Annotated in this window: 13 protein-coding genes; 4 read left to right on the top strand and 9 right to left on the bottom strand. The window is 67.2% G+C overall.

What is annotated here, in order from left to right:
* Nucleotides 1-36 precede the first annotated feature (36 nt).
* On the top strand, nucleotides 37-852 hold the full coding sequence (gene panB / locus KEC55_RS03470; protein WP_282506747.1) for a 3-methyl-2-oxobutanoate hydroxymethyltransferase: 816 nt from the start codon (nucleotides 37-39) through the stop codon (nucleotides 850-852).
* Nucleotides 853-968: 116 nt separating this feature from the next.
* On the opposite strand, the gene pabB is transcribed toward panB, so the two are convergent.
* The 5 genes from pabB to grpE form a co-directional block, all read right to left on the bottom strand.
* Nucleotides 969-2,834: an aminodeoxychorismate synthase component I gene (gene pabB, locus KEC55_RS03465; RefSeq protein WP_282506746.1), complete on the bottom strand. Its 1,866-nt coding sequence runs from the start codon at nucleotides 2,832-2,834 to the stop codon at nucleotides 969-971.
* 3 nt (nucleotides 2,835-2,837) lie between these two features.
* Nucleotides 2,838-3,974 (bottom strand): molecular chaperone DnaJ, encoded by a 1,137-nt coding sequence (gene dnaJ, locus KEC55_RS03460; RefSeq protein ID WP_166956860.1) that lies wholly within the window; start codon nucleotides 3,972-3,974, stop codon nucleotides 2,838-2,840.
* Nucleotides 3,975-4,239: 265 nt separating this feature from the next.
* On the bottom strand, nucleotides 4,240-6,192 hold the full coding sequence (gene dnaK / locus KEC55_RS03455; protein ID WP_282506745.1) for a molecular chaperone DnaK: 1,953 nt from the start codon (nucleotides 6,190-6,192) through the stop codon (nucleotides 4,240-4,242).
* A gap of 162 nt (nucleotides 6,193-6,354) precedes the next feature.
* Nucleotides 6,355-6,747: a thioredoxin family protein gene (locus KEC55_RS03450; RefSeq protein WP_282506744.1), complete on the bottom strand. Its 393-nt coding sequence runs from the start codon at nucleotides 6,745-6,747 to the stop codon at nucleotides 6,355-6,357.
* A 10-nt stretch (nucleotides 6,748-6,757) separates the two neighbouring features.
* The gene (gene grpE, locus KEC55_RS03445; protein WP_176050547.1) at nucleotides 6,758-7,303 is read right to left on the bottom strand and encodes a nucleotide exchange factor GrpE; all 546 of its coding nucleotides are present in this window, start codon (nucleotides 7,301-7,303) and stop codon (nucleotides 6,758-6,760) included.
* Between the two features lie 358 nt (nucleotides 7,304-7,661).
* Between grpE and KEC55_RS03440 the strand changes: the two genes are divergently transcribed.
* Nucleotides 7,662-7,823, top strand: coding sequence for a hypothetical protein (locus tag KEC55_RS03440; RefSeq protein ID WP_006476841.1), 162 nt, complete (start codon nucleotides 7,662-7,664; stop codon nucleotides 7,821-7,823).
* Here the strand turns inward: KEC55_RS03440 and KEC55_RS03435 are convergent.
* The 3 genes from KEC55_RS03435 to hrcA form a co-directional block, all read right to left on the bottom strand.
* Nucleotides 7,795-8,202 carry an RNA-binding S4 domain-containing protein gene (locus KEC55_RS03435; RefSeq protein ID WP_176050546.1) on the bottom strand — a complete coding sequence of 136 codons (408 nt, stop codon included), beginning with the start codon at nucleotides 8,200-8,202 and terminating at the stop codon, nucleotides 7,795-7,797. The two genes, KEC55_RS03440 and KEC55_RS03435, sit on opposite strands and share 29 nt — an antisense overlap.
* A complete protein-coding gene (gene hemH, locus KEC55_RS03430) occupies nucleotides 8,199-9,272 on the bottom strand; it encodes a ferrochelatase (RefSeq protein WP_282506743.1) in 1,074 nt (357 codons plus the stop codon). The genes KEC55_RS03435 and hemH overlap by 4 nt, the downstream gene beginning before the upstream one ends.
* Nucleotides 9,273-9,407: 135 nt before the next feature.
* A complete protein-coding gene (gene hrcA, locus KEC55_RS03425) occupies nucleotides 9,408-10,430 on the bottom strand; it encodes a heat-inducible transcriptional repressor HrcA (RefSeq protein WP_176050544.1) in 1,023 nt (340 codons plus the stop codon).
* A gap of 131 nt (nucleotides 10,431-10,561) precedes the next feature.
* Between hrcA and KEC55_RS03420 the strand changes: the two genes are divergently transcribed.
* Together KEC55_RS03420 and recN are read left to right on the top strand one after the other, a co-directional pair.
* Complete coding sequence (locus KEC55_RS03420) at nucleotides 10,562-11,464, top strand: NAD kinase (RefSeq protein ID WP_176050543.1); 903 nt, start codon at nucleotides 10,562-10,564, stop codon at nucleotides 11,462-11,464.
* Nucleotides 11,465-11,483: 19 nt separating this feature from the next.
* The gene (recN, locus tag KEC55_RS03415) at nucleotides 11,484-13,133 is read left to right on the top strand and encodes a DNA repair protein RecN (RefSeq protein ID WP_282506742.1); all 1,650 of its coding nucleotides are present in this window, start codon (nucleotides 11,484-11,486) and stop codon (nucleotides 13,131-13,133) included.
* 127 nt (nucleotides 13,134-13,260) lie between these two features.
* Here the strand turns inward: recN and glnE are convergent, their stop codons facing one another.
* Entirely contained in the window at nucleotides 13,261-16,062 is a 2,802-nt protein-coding gene (glnE, locus tag KEC55_RS03410; RefSeq protein WP_282506741.1) for a bifunctional [glutamate--ammonia ligase]-adenylyl-L-tyrosine phosphorylase/[glutamate--ammonia-ligase] adenylyltransferase, read from the bottom strand.
* Between the last annotated feature and the right edge of the window lie 10 nt (nucleotides 16,063-16,072).

Below are 16,072 nucleotides of genomic sequence, written 5' to 3'. Positions count from 1 at the left end.
CGCCTGTCGTTCTTCACCCATCGACCCGGATTTCCCATGACCTATCTCCAGGAATCGAGCCGACCTGCCGTGACGGTACCCAAGCTGCAGGCAATGCGCGACGCCGGCGAGAAGATCGCGATGCTCACCTGCTACGACGCGAGCTTCTCCGCGCTGCTCGATCGCGCGGGCACCGACGTGCTGCTGATCGGCGATTCGCTCGGCAACGTGCTGCAGGGCCACTCGACCACGCTGCCCGTGTCGCTCGACGACATCGCGTATCACACGGCCTGTGTCGCACGCGCGCAGCCGCGTGCGCTCGTCGTCGCCGATCTGCCGTTCGGCACGTACGGCACGCCGGCCGAGGCATTCGCGAACTCGGTCAAGCTGATGCGCGCGGGCGCGCAGATGGTCAAGCTCGAAGGCGGCGAATGGCTGGCCGATACGATCCGCTTCCTCGTCGAACGCTCAGTGCCCGTGTGCGCGCACGTCGGCCTCACGCCGCAATCGGTGCATGCGTTCGGCGGCTTCAAGGTCCAGGGCAAGACCGAAGCCGGCGCCGCGCAGCTGCTGCGCGACGCACGCGCGATCGAGGATGCGGGCGCGCAGCTCGTCGTGCTCGAAGCGGTGCCGACGCTCGTCGCGTCCGAAGTCACGCACATGCTGAAGATTCCGACGATCGGCATCGGCGCGGGCGTCGACTGCTCGGGGCAGGTGCTCGTGCTGCACGACATGCTCGGTGTGTTCCCCGGCAAGCGGCCGCGTTTCGTGAAGGATTTCATGCAGGGCCAGCCGAATATTCAGGCGGCCGTCGAAGCGTACGTGAGCGCGGTGAAGGACCAGTCGTTCCCCGGTCCCGAGCACTCGTTCTGAGGCAGAGGGCAGGATAAAAAAAAAGCGCGGCGCCCTTTGCGGGGCGCCGCGCTTTTTTGTTTGTGCGCTGAAAGTTCGGATGCCGGCGCGAGCGCCGTGCCGGCTCCGTCACATCGTCATTTCAAAACCGCGTCGAGCGCACCGCGCAATGCATTGGTCAGCAGCAGCCCTTGCGCGCGTGCAAGATCGTCCTGGGTCACGACGCGCTCCACCGCACCGAACGCACGGTCATCTAGCAGCACGCCGCGCATCACGCCCGGCAGCACGCCGGACGCCAGCGGCGGCGTCACCCACTGGCCGTCGAGCTTCACGAACAGGTTCGAGCGCCCGCCTTCCGTCACCTCGCCGCGTTCGTTGACGAACAACATGTCGAAACCGCCGAGCGCCTCCGCCGCCTGCCACGCGCGGTCATATTCGGCGCGGCGCGTGGTCTTGTGCAGCAGCAGCGCGTCGCTCGCGCGGGTCGGCGCGAAACCGTGCGCGGACGCCAGCATCACGCCGACGGGCCCCGCCGGCAACGGCTTGAGCGGCGCCGCGATAATCTCGATCGTGCCGTCCTTCGCGAGCGCGAGCTTCATCCGGTAAGCATCGTCGCTGTCGAGCGCCGCGCAGCGCGCATCGATCTCGCCGCGCAACGCGTCGGCGTCGAAGCGGAAGCCGAACGCGTCCGCGCTGCGCTGCAGCCGTGCGAGATGGCGGTCGAGATGCCGGATGCCGTCCGCACGCGTGGCCGCGGTCGTTTCGAACAACTGGAAGCCGGGATCGGCATCCGTCAGGAATCGCGCTTTCAATTCGCACTCCGCATATTCGTCGGCCGCGACGCTGTCGAGCACGATACCCGCGCCGACACCCATCGTGCCGTGGTGCCGCGTTGCCGAACCGGAGGTGTCGACATCGGCGTCAGCCCCGTCGAGCGTCAGCGTACGGATCGCAACCGACAGGCAGAAATCGCCGCAACCGGCCGCGTGGTCGCCAGGCGCGTCGAGCCAGCCGATTGCGCCCGTATAAAGGCCGCGCGGCGTCGATTCGATCGTGTCGATCAACTGCATCGTCTTGTACTTCGGCGCGCCCGTGATCGACCCGCACGGAAACAGCGCGCGCAGCATCTGCGCGAACGTCGTGCCGTCGCGCCAGCCGGCCTCGACCGTCGACGTCATCTGCCACACCGACGCATACGGTTCGACGGAGAACAGCGCCGGCACCTTGACGGTGCCCGTGCGCGCGATCCGCGACACGTCGTTGCGCAACAGGTCGACGATCATCACGTTTTCCGCGCGGTTCTTCGGATCGTTCGCGAGGAACGCGGCAGCCGCCGCATCGTCGCGCGGATCGGCCGAACGCGGCGCGGTGCCCTTCATCGGCCGCGCGCGCAGCACGTCGCCGTGCTTCTCGACGAACAGCTCGGGCGAGCACGATACGACCCACGCGCCGCCGGGCAGCGCGATCAGCGCGCCGTACCGCACGGGCTGGCGCGCGCGCAGCCGCCGGTACAGCGCGAGCGGCGTGCCGAATACGTCGAAATTCAGCCGGTACGTGTAGTTGACCTGATACGAATCGCCCGCGCGCAATGCATCGTGCACCGCGCCGATCGCCGCGTCGAACGCGTCTCGCGACACGCTCTTCGCGACATGCGCGACGCCCGCGATCGACGGCGCACTACCGCCGTCGCGCTGCGCGAGCCATGCGTCGACTTCGTCGCGCGACAGGCGCTCGCAATGCGCATACAGCAAAAAGCGCAGCGGGGCATGGCCCGGCTGCGCTCGTTGCAGGTTGCGTCCGAATTCGTAATCGCCGACGACGACCGCATGCAGCCCGTCGCGCAGGTCCTGCGCGACCGCCGCATCGATTTCGTCGAGCCGCGCCGGATCCGTGCACACGCGTTCGCGCACGAATCCCGAATACAAACGACTCGACCGCGCGGACGCGGTCGAGTCGCAATCGTCCAAGAGCGCGAACGACGCGCTCTCGTTGCCTTCAGTCATGCTTTACTCGAAGAAACTCTTCACACGGTCGAACCAGCTCTTGCTCTGCGGGCTGTGACGCGCACCGCCCTCGGCCAGCGACTTCTCGAACTGCTTGAGCAGGTCGCGCTGGTTGTCGGTCAGCTTCACGGGCGTCTCGACCTGCACGTGCACGTACAGATCGCCCGCGATGCTCGAACGCAGCCCCTTGATGCCCTTGCCGCGCAGGCGGAACGTCTTGCCCGACTGCGTGCCTTCCGGCACCGGGAACGACGCACGGCCGGCCAGCGTCGGCACCTCGATCTCGCCGCCGAGCGCGGCGGTCGTGAACGGGATCGGCATCTGGCAGTGGAGATCGTCGCCGTCGCGCTCGAACACCGAGTGCGGCTTGATGTGGATCTCGACGTACAGGTCGCCCGGCGGCCCGCCGTTGATGCCCGGCTCGCCGTTGCCGGCCGAGCGGATCCGCATCCCGTCGTCGATCCCGGCCGGGATCTTCACTTCGAGCGTCTTGGTTTCCTTCACCTTGCCCGACCCGTGGCAATGCACGCACGGCTCCGGGATGTAGGTGCCCGTGCCGTGGCACTTCGGGCAGGTCTGCTGGATGCTGAAGAAGCCCTGCGACATGCGCACCGTGCCCTGGCCATGGCAGGTCGGGCAGGTTTCCGGCTTCGTGCCGGGCTTCGCGCCCGACCCATGGCAGACCTCGCACGACACCCAGCTCGGCACGCGAATCTGCGTGTCGTAGCCGTGTGCGGCCTGCTCGAGCGTGATTTCCATGCTGTAGCGCAGGTCGGCACCGCGATACACCTGCGGGCCGCCACGGCCACCGCGTGCGGCGCCGCCCGCGGCCTGGCCGAAGATGTCGCCGAAGATATCGCCGAACGCATCCGCGAAGCCGCCGAAGCCCTGTGCACCCGCACCGCCCATGTTCGGATCGACGCCCGCGTGGCCGTACTGGTCGTACGCGGCCCGCTTCTGGCCATCCGACAGCATTTCATAGGCTTCCTTCACCTCTTTGAAATGCTCTTCCGCATCCTTGCTGTCCGGATTGCGGTCAGGGTGATACTTCATCGCAAGCTTGCGATATGCCTTCTTGATTTCGTCGTCGCCCGCATTCTTCGCGACGCCCAGAACCTCGTAGTAATCCCGTTTCGCCATATCGATTCACTGTGCCGCCACGCATCGCGCACGCGGCGGCTCCTTTCGCCTGCAGTAAAGTCTCTCGACTCGTCTGGCGCTGCACCGTCCGCGGACGGCTCGCGCAGCACCCGCCAAAAAACAAATGTGCCCGGAGGGCCGCGAAGCCCGCCAGGCGTGGAGTCGATCCGGCCATCCGGAAGGAAAGACAGACCGCTTTTCAGCCGCTGGTCAGTCGCGCCGCGCGCGTTTCCACGCGCGGCGTGCGGTGCCATTGCAACCCGGCTTAGTCCTTCTTCACTTCCTTGAACTCGGCGTCGACGACGTCGTCGGCAGCCTGCTGCGCGCCACCTGCGTGCGCCGCGCCTTCAGCTGCACCGGCCGCGCCGGCTGCACCTGCCTGCTGGGCCTGCATGTCGGCGTACATCTTTTCGCCGAGCTTCTGCGACACCTTGCCGAGTTCCTCGACCTTCGCGTCGATCGCAGCCTTGTCGGCCGACGTGTCCTTCAGCACTTCCTCGAGCGACTTCAGCGACGCTTCGATCGCTTCCTTCTCGCCCGCGTCCAGCTTGTCGCCGTACTCGGTGAGCGCCTTCTTCGTGCTGTGGACGAGTGCGTCGCCCTGGTTGCGCGAATCGGCCAGCTCGCGCAGCTTGTGGTCTTCCGCTGCGTTCGCTTCCGCGTCCTTGATCATCTGGTCGATTTCAGCCTCGGACAGACCCGAGTTGGCCTTGATCGTGATCCGGTTTTCCTTGCCGGTCGCCTTGTCCTTCGCGCCGACGTGCAGGATGCCGTTCGCGTCGATGTCGAAGCTCACTTCGATCTGCGGCACGCCGCGCGGTGCGGGCGGGATGCCTTCGAGGTTGAACTCGCCGAGCAGCTTGTTGCCCGCTGCCATTTCGCGTTCGCCCTGGAACACCTTGATCGTCACGGCGCCCTGGTTGTCGTCCGCCGTCGAGTACACCTGGGCGTGCTTCGTCGGGATCGTCGTGTTCTTGCTGATCATCTTCGTCATCACGCCGCCGAGCGTCTCGATACCGAGCGACAGCGGGGTCACGTCGAGCAGCAGCACGTCCTTGCGGTCACCCGACAGGACCTGGCCCTGGATCGCCGCGCCGACTGCGACGGCTTCGTCCGGGTTCACGTCACGGCGCGGATCCTTGCCGAAGAACTCCTTCACCTTTTCCAGCACCTTCGGCATGCGCGTCTGGCCGCCGACCAGGATCACGTCGTCGATGTCCGACACCTTGACGCCTGCGTCCTTGATCGCGATGCGGCACGGTTCGATCGTGCGCTCGACGAGGTCTTCCACCAGCGCTTCCAGCTTCGCGCGGGTGATCTTCAGGTTCAAGTGCTTCGGGCCCGACGCGTCTGCCGTGATGTACGGCAGGTTGATTTCGGTCTGCTGGCTCGACGACAGCTCGATCTTCGCCTTTTCAGCGGCTTCCTTCAGGCGCTGCAGCGCGAGCACGTCCTTCGACAGGTCGACGCCCTGCTCCTTCTTGAACTCGCCGATGATGTAATCGATGATGCGCTGGTCGAAGTCTTCGCCGCCGAGGAACGTGTCGCCGTTGGTCGACAGCACTTCGAACTGCATTTCGCCGTCGACGTCCGCGATTTCGATGATCGACACGTCGAACGTACCGCCGCCGAGGTCATACACGGCGATCTTGCGGTCGCCCTTCTCTGCCTTGTCGAGGCCGAACGCGAGCGCGGCTGCGGTCGGCTCGTTGATGATCCGCTTGACTTCGAGGCCCGCGATGCGGCCGGCGTCCTTGGTCGCCTGGCGCTGGCTGTCGTTGAAGTACGCCGGCACCGTGATCACGGCTTCCGTGACCGGCTCGCCGAGGTAGTCTTCGGCCGTCTTCTTCATCTTGCGCAGCACTTCCGCCGAAACCTGCGGCGGTGCGAGCTTTTCGCCGTGCGCTTCGACCCATGCATCGCCGTTGTCGGCCTTGACGATGCTGTAAGGCATCAGGCCGATGTCCTTCTGGACTTCCTTCTCTTCGAAGCGGCGGCCGATCAGGCGCTTCACCGCGAACAGCGTGTTCTTCGGGTTGGTCACCGACTGACGCTTGGCCGGCGCGCCGACGAGCACTTCGTTGTCGTCCATGTAGGCGATGATCGACGGCGTGGTGCGCGTGCCTTCCGAGTTCTCGATGACCTTGACCTGGTTGCCTTCCATGATGGCGACGCACGAGTTCGTGGTGCCGAGGTCAATACCGATGATCTTTCCCATTTTTTCCTAATCTCCAGAAATGCCTGTTTGCTGCACGAAACCCCGCGTTTTTGGGTGGTTTCGCACGCCAGAATTCAACTCTGTTCCCGAAATGCGTCCGTCCGGTCCGTTTTCAAGACCCGACAGGCGATGCGGATATTAAATTTTTTCAATCGCCGCCGGCTAGCGGATCGCCGCCGCCGCGACCTTCGCCCGCGCCGCCGACACGGCCGCCTGGAACTGCGCGAGGCCATGCCAGCCCGTCGCGCGGCCCAGCCGCTTGCCGCGGTGGAAGAAGAACCACGTCGGCACGCCGTGCAGCCCGAAGCGGCGCCCCAGCTGATGGTGTTCGTACACGTTGCAATGGAACCACTTCAGGTCCAGTGCGCGGATGGCGTCCGACTGGGCGAGCATCGCCTTCTTCGCGATCTCGCAGTTGAAGCAGTCGACGCCCCAGAAGAACACCACCGCGAGCGCGTCGCCCGCGCCGTCGATGGCCGCGTCGAACGTGCCGGCGTCGAGCGCCTGCATGTCGAACGCATCAAACGCGGCCGGATCGACGCCGGCGGGCATCATCCCGGCGGCCTTACTTCGGCTGGGCGACGGTGACGAGCGCCGGACGCAGCACGCGGTCGGCGATGGTATAGCCCTTTTGCAGCACGGTGACGACGGTGTTCGGCTCCTGGTCGGCCGGTACCATCGAAATCGCCTGGTGCTGGTGCGGATCGAACTTCTCGCCGACCGGGTTGAGCGCGACGACGCGGCCCTTCTCGAGCGCGCTCGTCAGCTGGCGCAGCGTCAGCTCGACGCCTTCACGCACCTTCGCGATATCGCCGGACGTATCGTTGACGGCCGCTTCCAGGCTGTCCAGCACCGGCAGCAGGTGTTCCGCGAAGCTCTCGATCGCGAACTTGTGCGCCTTCGAGACGTCGTCCTGCGCGCGGCGGCGGACGTTCTCGGTCTCGGCCTTCGCCCGCAGGTAGCTCTCCTGCAGCTCGGCGACCTTGGCTTGAGCCTCCGCGAGCGCCGCGTCGGCTGCTTCGGCGGCGGGAGCAGCGCCTTGCGCCGCCTGCTTCTCGCTACCGATGTCTTCGGCCGATTGGGTAGCCGGGTTCTCTTGCGTGTTTTCCATGTCGCTGAAAGTCGATTAGAGGTTGAAGCCAAATCGGCAACCGCCAGACCGTATACCCGGCGGCACCGCACATTGTTGGTGCAAATAAGGGTGAAAACTGCGATTTCAAGAGGGTTATTCGCCGGCATTCTCCAATGCCGCGAAACAACCGCGCTGCCCGGCGGTGCGTGGCCCGCATAGTCCGCCAGATCGGGCGAAACCGGCTGTAACAACGCTTACCTGGCAAGTACTAGCTTGGCACAGGCCCGCTGCACTACACTCCACTCAAGCGTCGAAAAAGCGTGTTTACCCTTAGCTGACCGACGCCTTACAACCACCACCTGGCGCCGTTTTCACCCTTCTTCTCGAGGGGAGTACCGTGAAACTGACCTTTGCGATTTCGGTGGTCGCGCTGGTACTCATTGCCGGCACCACCACCATCTGCCTGTCGGGAGCCGTCACCGACCGCACGACCGAATACGGGAGCGCGCGGGCGACGTTCGACCAGATGTTCAGCTCCCACCAGAAAATCTGTCGATGATGCGCCGGTCGCGCTTCGTCGGCCGGCCGTGCAGTTCCGCCGCCGGCTCGCGATACGTGCGACGCCGCTCCAGTTCGGCGAGCCGCGCGGCCCGCCCCGCTTCCGTTTCCGCGTAAAGCGTCTGGGCAACGCTCGCCGGCCCGCGCACGTCGCACACGCCGAGCACGGCAATGTGCCAGACGATGCCGTCCATCGCAATCTCGACCTCGTCGCCGACGCGCACTTCCTTGGCCGGCTTGACCGCCGCGCCGCCGATCTTCACGTGCCCCTTGTCGACCGCATCGGTCGCGAGCGAGCGCGTCTTGAAGAAACGGGCCGCCCATAGCCATTTGTCGATGCGCAGCTTCGCGCCCGGTTCAGTCGAAATCTTGTAATTCATCGCACTTCACTCACCGTTTCGGGCTGCGCGGCCCTGACGGGCCAGCCCTGCAGATTCTCGGCGACGATCTCGCCGAGTGCGCCGATCCATGCGGGCGCGCCGTTCAGGCACGGAATGCGGTGGAACGCCTTGCCGCCGCCGGCCAGGAACTCGTCGCGCACTTCCATGCCGATCTCCTCGATCGTCTCCAGGCAATCGGCCGTGAAACCGGGACAGAACACGTCGGCGCGCCGCACGCCGGCCTCGCCGAACTCGCGCAGCGTCGGCGCGGTGTACGGCTGAAGCCATTCGGCCTTGCCGAAGCGCGACTGGAACGTGACACGGCATTCGGTCGTCGACAGTCCGAGCGCGGCCATCAGCAACGCGCCCGTCTGCTGGCACTGGTCGTGATACGGGTCGCCGAGGTCGAGCGTGCGCTTCGGCACGCCGTGGAAACTCAGCACGAGCTTGTCGCCGGCCGCGAAGTCGGGCCGGCCGTGCTGCGCCCAGTACTGGCGCACCTGTTCGGCCAGCGCGTGGATATAGGCCGGGTGGTCGGCGTAATGCCGCACGGTGCGCACTTCCGGCTGGTTGCGCATGCGCGCAAGCGCGTCGAAGGCAGCATCGAAGGCGGTGGCCGTGGTCGACGCCGAATATTGCGGATACATCGGCATCAGCAGCACGCGCTCGACGCCCGCGCGCTTGAACTGCGCAAGCGCGTGCGAAATGTTCGGGCTGCCGTAGCGCATCGCGTAGTCGACCATCACGTGATAGCCGTTCGACGTGAGCAGGTGCCGCACGCTGTCGGTCTGGCGCTCGGTGTAGACGCGCAGCGGCGAGCCTTCGGGCATCCAGACGGCCGCGTATTTCTTCGCGGACGCGCGGCCGCGCAGCGGCAGGATCAGCGTGCGCAGCAGCACCTGCCAGACGGCCTGCGGAATCTCGACAACTCGCGGATCCGACAGGAATTCGGCCAGATAGCGCCGCACCGCGCGCGGCGTGGGTGCGTCGGGCGTGCCGAGATTGATCAGCAGCACACCGATGCGATGGGCGGCCGCGATGCTCGAAGGCGGCTCAAGATCGAAACGCATGGGCAAGAACGTGCTCGGGGCACGGGACCGGACGGCTCTCAATTATAGCGGGCCACCCCGTACCGTTCGGCCGACTGTCGGCGCGTGCGGCATTGCGACACGATGACGGGGCGGGATCAGGTTGCCGATCGCCGGCTATTGCTGGCTCAGCGTGAGCGACAGTAGGCGCGCGGTGATGTCGACGATCGGTATCACGCGGTTGTACGCCATGCGGGTCGGGCCGATCACGCCGAGCGTGCCGACGATCTGCCCGTTTACCTCGTACGGCGCGGTGACGACGCTCATTTCCTCGATCGGCACGAGCGTCGATTCTCCGCCGATGAAGATCTGCACGCCCTGGGCGTGGCTCGACACGTCGAGCAGTTGCAGGAGGCCCGTCTTTTGGTCGAACACGTCGAACAGCTTGCGCAGCCGCGCCATGTCGGACGAAAGATCCGCCACTTCGAGCAGGTTGCGCTCACCGGAAATCAGCACGGTGTCCTCGGTGTCGGGCACCTCGGTACTGGCCGTCACGGCCGCGTGCATCAGCGTGGTCATGTCGCCGCGCAACTGGTCGATCTCGTCGCGCAGGCGGCGGCGCACCTCGTCGAACGACAAGCCGGCGAAATGCGCGTTGATGTAGTTGGACGCCTCGGTCAGCTGCGACGGCGAATAGTCGCGCGGCGTGGCGAGCATCCGGTTCTGCACGTCGCCCTCGGGCGTGACGATGATCAGCAGGATGCGCTTGTCGGAAAGGCGCATGAACTCGATCTGCTTGAACACGTGGCTGCGGCGCGGCGTCAGCACGACGCCCGCGAACTGCGACAGGTTGGACAGCACGCTCGCGGCGGCCGCGACCACCCTCTGCTGTGGCTCGCCGGCCTGCAGCGTGTTCTGTACCTGCCGCGCGACGGCCTCGGCGTCGATCGGCGTCTCGACCGTCAGCATCGTGTCGACGAACAGCCGGTAGCCGCGCGGCGTCGGCACGCGGCCGGCCGACGTGTGCGGGCTCGACACGAGGCCGAGCTCCTCCAGGTCGGACATCACGTTGCGGATCGTCGCCGGGCTCAGCTCGAGCCCGGAGTAACGGGACAACGTGCGCGATCCGACTGGCTGACCGTCGGCGATATACCGTTCGATCAGGGTTTTCAGGAGGGTTCGTGCGCGAGGATCTAGCATGGTGGAAAATTTTAGCGCAACCGCGCGACCGCGGCGAGTGGCGTCGCCCACCGTTGCGTGGGCCGGCCCGATCCGGCCCCGTCGGCGCGCAGCCGGTTCTTTTCGTCAACGAGCTATGGTGTAATGCCGGCATGAAAACCGGTAATCAGTTCAATACTGTCGCGCTCGTCGGCCGGAGCAACACGCCCGTGATCGCCGAGCCGCTCGCCACGCTGGCTGCCAGCCTCGCGAAGCTCGGCTTCGAGGTCGTGTTCGAAGGCGATACCGCGCGCGAGATCGGCATCACCGGCTACCCGGCGCTCACCCCGGCCGAAATCGGGGCGCGTGCGGACGTGGCGGTCGTGCTCGGCGGCGACGGCACGATGCTCGGCATCGGCCGCCAGCTGGCGCCGTACCGGACACCGCTGATCGGGATCAACCACGGGCGGCTCGGCTTCATCACGGACATCGCGGCCGCCGACATGCACACGCTCGTCCCGGTGCTGCTGTCCGGCAAGTTCGAGCGCGAGGAGCGCGCGCTGCTCGAGGCGCGGATCATGCGCGACGGCGAACCGATCTACCACGCACTCGCGTTCAACGACGTCGTCGTGAACCGCAGCGGCTTCTCCGGGATGGTCGAGCTGCGCGCGTCGGTCGATGGCCGGTACATGTACAACCAGCGTTCGGACGGCCTGATCGTCGCGACGCCGACCGGCTCGACCGCCTACGCGCTGTCGTCGGCCGGCCCGATCCTCCATCCGCAGCTGGCGGGCATCGTGCTCGTGCCGATCGCGCCGCACGCGCTGTCGAACCGGCCGATCGTGCTGCCCGACGATTCGAAAATCGCGATCCAGATCGTTGGCGGGCGTGACGTCAACGTAAACTTCGACATGCAGTCGTTCACGTCACTCGAACTGAACGATACGATCGAGGTGCGCCGCTCGAAGCACACGGTGCCGTTCCTGCACCCGATCGGCTACAGCTACTACGCGACGCTGCGCAAGAAGCTGCACTGGAACGAACACGCCTCGAACGAAGACGACAAGGCGTCCTGACGCCACCCCGCCCCACATCATGCTCCGCCACCTCTCGATCCGCGACTTCGTCATCGTCGCCGCGCTCGATCTCGAATTCGACAGCGGCTTTTCCGTCTTTTCCGGCGAAACCGGCGCCGGAAAATCGATCCTGATCGACGCCCTTGCCCTCGCGCTCGGCGAACGCGCCGACGCGAGCGTCGTGCGCACCGGCTGCGGCCGCGCCGACATCACGGCCGAATTCACGCCGCACGACCGCGTCGCGCGCTGGCTCGACGAACACGCGTTCGACACCGAGGACACCGTGATGCTGCGCCGGGTGATCGACGCAAACGGCCGTTCGCGCGCGTTCATCAACGGCACCAGCGCGACGCTCGCGCAGCTGCGCGAACTCGGCGAGATGCTCGTCGACATCCATGGCCAGCACGCACACCAGCTGCTGATGCGTCCCGACGCGCAGCGCGAGCTGTTCGACACGCACGCGGGGCTCGTCGCCGATGCGGCGAACGTCGCACGTGCCTGGCGCGTGTGGCGCGACGCGACGCAGGCGATCGACGCCGCGAAGGCGCACGAGCGCGAGCTGCAACTCGAACGCGAAAAGCTCGCGTGGCAGCTCGCCGAGCTCGACAAGCTCGCGCCACAACCCGGCGAATGGGACGAAGTCAGCAACGAGCACAAGCGGCTGTCGCATTCGGCGAACCTGATCGAAGGCGTGCGCAGCGCGCTCAACGCGCTGTCCGAGTCCGACGACGCGATGCTCGCGCAACTCGGCGCGATCGTGTCGAAACTGCGCAGCCTGGCCGACTACGACACCACGCTCGGCGACGCGCTCGCGTCGCTCGAACCGGCCGAGATCCAGCTGCAGGAAGCCGTCTATTCGCTGTCGCACTACGCGCAGCGCGTCGATCTCGATCCCGAGCGGCTCGCGCAGGTCGAGACGCGCCTCGATGCGCTGCACTCGACCGCCCGCAAGTTCCGGCTGCCGCCCGACACGCTGCACGAGGAACATGCGGCGCGCCGCGCGCAGCTCGCCGCGCTCGACGCGGCCGCCGATCTCGGCGCGCTCGAGGCGACGCAGGCCAAGGCGCGCGAAGCCTATCTCGCCGACGCCCGGCACCTGTCCAAGGCGCGCGCGCAGGCCGCGAAGGTGCTCGGCACGGCCGTCACGGCCGGCATGCAGGAATTGTCGATGGCGGGCGGCAGCTTCGAAGTCGCGCTCGCGCCGCTCGCCGACGGCGGTCCGCACGGGCTCGAACAGGTCGAATTCCGCGTCGCCGGGCACCCGGGCGTGCCGCTGCGACCGCTTGCGAAGGTTGCGTCGGGCGGCGAACTCGCGCGGATCAGCCTCGCGCTCGCGGTCATTGCCAGCGCGGCAAGCCCGACGCCGACGTTGATCTTCGACGAAGTCGATACGGGGATCGGCGGCGGCGTCGCCGAAGTGGTCGGCCGCCTGCTGCACCAGCTCGGGCGCGACCGCCAGGTGCTGTGCGTGACGCACCTGCCGCAGGTCGCCGCACGCGGCGACCATCACTTCCAGGTCGCGAAGGGCAGCGACGATCGCGGCGGCACGGTGTCGACGGTCGTCGCGCTCGACCGCGCCAACCGGATCGAGGAAGTCGCGCGGATGCTCGGCGGGCTCGAGATCACGGCCACGACGCGCAAGCACGCGAAGGAAATGCTGGCGGCCTGACGCGCGCACCGCGTTGTTGGCCGAATGCAAAAAGACCGGCGCATGCGCCGGTCTTTATTTGCCGAACAGCCGCTCGATCGCGCCCGCCCTGCCCCGCGGATTCGGACATCCGATTCGAACGCCTGACTCAAACGCCCGTTTCAATCGCGCCGAACACCCGCTCCCACAGCGCCGTCACCGCCGCCCGCTCGTCGGCCACCACGGCCGGCTCGACGCGCGCCTTCTCCATCCCGTCGAGCCGCAGCTTGTGCTGCAGCTTCCGGTACTTGCGGTACGCGGCGCCGACGCGCTCGGCCTCGTCCTCCCCCATCAGCCCGAAGCGCGCGACCTCGCGCAGCAGCGCGATGTTGCCCGTGTTACGGATCAGCTCGGCGTCGCTCGACGCATGCAGCAGCACCCAGTACTGGACGATGAACTCGATGTCGACCATCCCGCCGCGATCGTGCTTCAGGTCGAACAGCTCGGTCTGGTTCGGATGGCCGGCAAACACCTTGCCGCGCATGTCGACGATCTCCTTCGCGAGCACACTGCCGTCGCGCGGCGTCGTCAGCACCTGCTGGCGGATCGCCTCGAAATCCTCGCCGATCTGCGCATCGCCCGCGCTGTAGCGGGCGCGCGTCAGCGCCTGGTGCTCCCACACCCACGCCGTGTTCGCGGCGTCGCCCTCGCGCAGCTGGTAGCGGCGGAACGCATCGAGATCGGTGACAAGCAGCCCGGCCTCGCCGTTCGGCCGCAGCCGCAGGTCGATGTCGAACAGCGCGCCGGCACCGGTCGCGGTCGTGAGCCAGGTGATAAGCCGCCGCGTGAAGGTCGTGTAGACATCCGCCGAGCGCTCGTCGGGGTCGTCGTACAGGAAGATCAGGTCGAGATCCGATGCGTAGCCGAGCTCCTTGCCGCCCAGCTTGCCGTATGCGATCACCGCGAACTTCGGCACGTCGCGATGGCGCTTCGCAAGCTGCGACCAGACGACTTCGATCGTCACGTCGAGCACCGCGTCGGCCAGCTCGGACAACCGGTCGCTCACATGCTCGACCGACAACTGCCCGGCCAGGTCGATCAGCAGGATCCGGAACACTTCCGCGTGCTGTGCATGGCGCAGCAGGTCCATCTGCTGCTCGGGGCCGTCGGCCGCCGCGAGGCGCGCGCGCAGCGCGTCCTTGAACACGGGCCAGTCGAACGGGCTCGCGATCGCCTCGTCGTCGAGCAGTTCGTCGAGCAGCTGCGGGTGACGGATCAGGTAGCCGCCGCCCCAGCGCGTCGCGCCGAGCACCGACAGCACGCGGTCGAGCGCAGCCGGATATTCGGTCAGCAGCGCGAGATAGACGCCGCGCCGGCTGACCGTCTCGAGCAGGTCGAACAGGCGCACGATCGTGTCGTCGCGGCGCGCGGCATCGATCTTCGGCGCGGCGTCGAGCGCCCGCTGCGCGACGCTGTCGAAGCGCTGCCGGCTCTTTTCCGGCAATCCCGTATAGCGCGACGATTGCCAGATCGCGCGCAGCCGTGCGAGCACGGTGGCCGGATCGGCAAAGCCCAGGCTGTCGAGGCGCGCGACCAGCGCGTCGTCCTCGCCATCGTCGGCCAGCGCGCCGCTCCAGATCCACGCGGCTGCCGTGTCGTCGCCGGCCGCACACGGGGCACCGCTCACCTTGTCGGCGAAAATCTGGTGGAACTGCGCCTCGACGAAGGTCCGGTGGCCGTCCAGCACCGTCATCAGCGCCGCATAGTCGGCAAACCCGAGCGACGCAGCCAGCGCCGCGCGTTCATCCGGTTCGACCGGCATCGCGTGCGTCTGCGCGTCGTTGCGGTACTGCAGCCGGTGCTCGAGCGTGCGCAGGAAGTTGTAAGCATCGGACAGGCGCGCACGCACGTCCTCGCCGATCAGCCCGCGCGCCTGCGCATGACGCAGCACCGCGAGCGTCGGCCGCACGCGGAATTCGGCATCCTGGCCGCCGCGGATCAGCTGGAACACCTGCGCGCTGAACTCGATCTCGCGGATCCCGCCGCGCCCGAGCTTGATGTCGTCGGCCTTGTCGGGCCGCATCGACGCGCGACGCGCGGCTTCCTGCCGGATCTGCTGGTGCAGCGACCGGATCGCGCCGATCACGCCGAAATCAAGATAGCGGCGGTAGACGAACGGCTTGACGATCGACTCGAGCTGCGACTCGAGCCGCTGCGCGGCGTCGCTGTCGCCTTGCGACACGAGCCGCCCCTTGATCCACGCATAGCGCTCCCACTCGCGCCCCTGCACGTAGAAATACTCCTCGAGCATCCCGAGGCTGCACACGAGCGGCCCCGAATCGCCGTTCGGGCGCAGCCGCATGTCGACGCGAAACACGTAGCCGTCGGCCGTGACCTCGGACAGCACGCCGATCAGGCGCCGGCCGAGCCGCGTGAAGTATTCCTGCGTGGACAGCGGCGAACGCGTGCCGCCGGTCGTCTCGCCGTCGTCCTCGTAGACGAAGATCAGGTCGATGTCCGACGACACGTTCAGCTCGCGGCCACCGAGCTTGCCCATCCCGACCACGCCGAGCACGACGCGCTGGCCGTCGGCGCCGCGCGGCTCGCCGTACATCGCCTCGAGTTCGGCCGACAACAGCGCGAGCGAGCGCTGCACGGCCACTTCGGCGAGATCGGTCATCGCGCCCGTCACCTCGGCGACGTCGGCCAGCCCGCGCAGGTCGCGCTCCGCGACCGCGCCGAACGCCTCGGCGCGCAGTTGCCGCAGTGCGCGCTTCAGTTGCTCCTCGTTCGGCGCGGCCGTGCCGGCCGGCATCGCGAGCAATTCGGTGAGGCGCGCGTCGAGCTGCGCGCGGCCGAGCGGCGCGGCCGCCCACGCGGCCACCTGCTCGGCGAGCGCGGGCCGCGCGGCAGCCGCGCGGGCAAGGTATCGGGAATAGGACGTGCTGATCAGGGCGGAAGCGTCGGTCATCGAGAAGCGG

It is taken from the genome of Burkholderia cepacia, assembly GCF_029962485.1.
Taxonomy (GTDB): domain Bacteria; phylum Pseudomonadota; class Gammaproteobacteria; order Burkholderiales; family Burkholderiaceae; genus Burkholderia.
Note: the sequence above shows the minus strand (reverse complement) of the source record. Positions and strands in the feature narration are given on the sequence as shown.

Excerpts from the sequence above, each read along its gene's own strand:
- panB (WP_282506747.1), top strand. The coding sequence starts at position 37 with ATGACCTATCTCCAGGAATCGAGCCGACCTGCCGTGACGGTACCCAAG.
- pabB (WP_282506746.1), bottom strand. The coding sequence starts at position 2,834 with ATGACTGAAGGCAACGAGAGCGCGTCGTTCGCGCTCTTGGACGATTGC.
- dnaJ (WP_166956860.1), bottom strand. The coding sequence starts at position 3,974 with ATGGCGAAACGGGATTACTACGAGGTTCTGGGCGTCGCGAAGAATGCG.
- dnaK (WP_282506745.1), bottom strand. The coding sequence starts at position 6,192 with ATGGGAAAGATCATCGGTATTGACCTCGGCACCACGAACTCGTGCGTC.
- KEC55_RS03450 (WP_282506744.1), bottom strand. The coding sequence starts at position 6,747 with ATGATGCCCGCCGGCGTCGATCCGGCCGCGTTTGATGCGTTCGACATG.
- grpE (WP_176050547.1), bottom strand. The coding sequence starts at position 7,303 with ATGGAAAACACGCAAGAGAACCCGGCTACCCAATCGGCCGAAGACATC.
- KEC55_RS03435 (WP_176050546.1), bottom strand. The coding sequence starts at position 8,202 with ATGAATTACAAGATTTCGACTGAACCGGGCGCGAAGCTGCGCATCGAC.
- hemH (WP_282506743.1), bottom strand. The coding sequence starts at position 9,272 with ATGCGTTTCGATCTTGAGCCGCCTTCGAGCATCGCGGCCGCCCATCGC.
- hrcA (WP_176050544.1), bottom strand. The coding sequence starts at position 10,430 with ATGCTAGATCCTCGCGCACGAACCCTCCTGAAAACCCTGATCGAACGG.
- KEC55_RS03420 (WP_176050543.1), top strand. The coding sequence starts at position 10,562 with ATGAAAACCGGTAATCAGTTCAATACTGTCGCGCTCGTCGGCCGGAGC.
- recN (WP_282506742.1), top strand. The coding sequence starts at position 11,484 with ATGCTCCGCCACCTCTCGATCCGCGACTTCGTCATCGTCGCCGCGCTC.
- glnE (WP_282506741.1), bottom strand. The coding sequence starts at position 16,062 with ATGACCGACGCTTCCGCCCTGATCAGCACGTCCTATTCCCGATACCTT.